General features: G+C 47.3%; 1 protein-coding gene. It reads left to right on the top strand.

Going from position 1 to position 1,001, the window contains the following annotated elements; translation table 11 throughout:
- The coding region (gene ribD, locus A3756_RS16605) for a bifunctional diaminohydroxyphosphoribosylaminopyrimidine deaminase/5-amino-6-(5-phosphoribosylamino)uracil reductase RibD (protein WP_068553998.1) at positions 1-911 on the top strand (911 nt) is incomplete at its 5' end.
- Positions 912-1,001: the final 90 nt, after the last annotated feature.

Below are 1,001 nucleotides of genomic sequence, written 5' to 3' on the forward strand. Positions count from 1 at the left end.
GAACACCTCCCTGTGCTAAAGCCTTAATTGATGCTCAAGTATCTGAGGTGGTTGCTGCGATGCTGGATCCGAATCCTGAGGTGTCAGGTCGAGGCTTTAAACTTCTGGAGGATGCGGGAATAAAAGTACGCTATGGCTTGATGGAAGCTGAGGCGCGGGCACTTAATCAAGGCTTTATTAAGCGAATGGAAACTGGTTTGCCTTATCTTCGGATTAAAATGGCGACCAGTGTTGATGGTCGTACCGCCATGGAGTCCGGGGAAAGTCAGTGGATAACTGGCCCGGCTGCACGTTCTGACGTACAGCGTTTGCGTGCCCGAAGCTCTGCTATTATTAGTGGCATTGGTACCATTCTTCATGATGATGCAGCCCTAACGGTTAGAGCTAGTGAACTGGGTCTTGATCCTGAATGGTCCCGAGAAATTGAAAAAATTCAGCCTTTGCGTGTCATTCTTGATCGTCAGGCTCGCTTGCCTAAGACTGCTCGACTATTAGAACAGGAAACGCCTATATTGTGGTGTGTTTCAGAGGCCAGTGAGCTAAGCCAGGAAGCGCAGGAGGTGTCTCAGCTTGGTTTTGTTGATGTGCTTCGCTTGTCTTCTGCATCAAGTTCAAATGATGCGCATAGTGAGCTGCAAGAAGTGATGTCCAAATTAGCTGAGCTTCAGTGCAATGAGGTGTTACTAGAGGCTGGAGCCTTGTTAGCGGGAAGCATTATTGAACAGGGTTTGTGGGACGAACTCTTGGTTTACATGGCGCCAAAATTATTAGGAAGTAAAGCTCGACCGCTTGCTGAACTTGGTTTAGATAAAATGTCTGAGAGTATTGATCTGGACTTAAAAGACTTGAGGCTGGTTGGTCAGGACATTCGAATGATTTATATGCCGGCTGAAGTGTCAGGCTCTCGCTAGCGTAAAGGATTGGATAAGCGATGTTTACAGGAATTATTGAAGCGCTTGGTGTGATCGAGCGATCAGAATCAAAAGGGCGAGACCTTGTTT

This window comes from Oleiphilus sp. HI0086 (genome assembly GCF_001635225.1).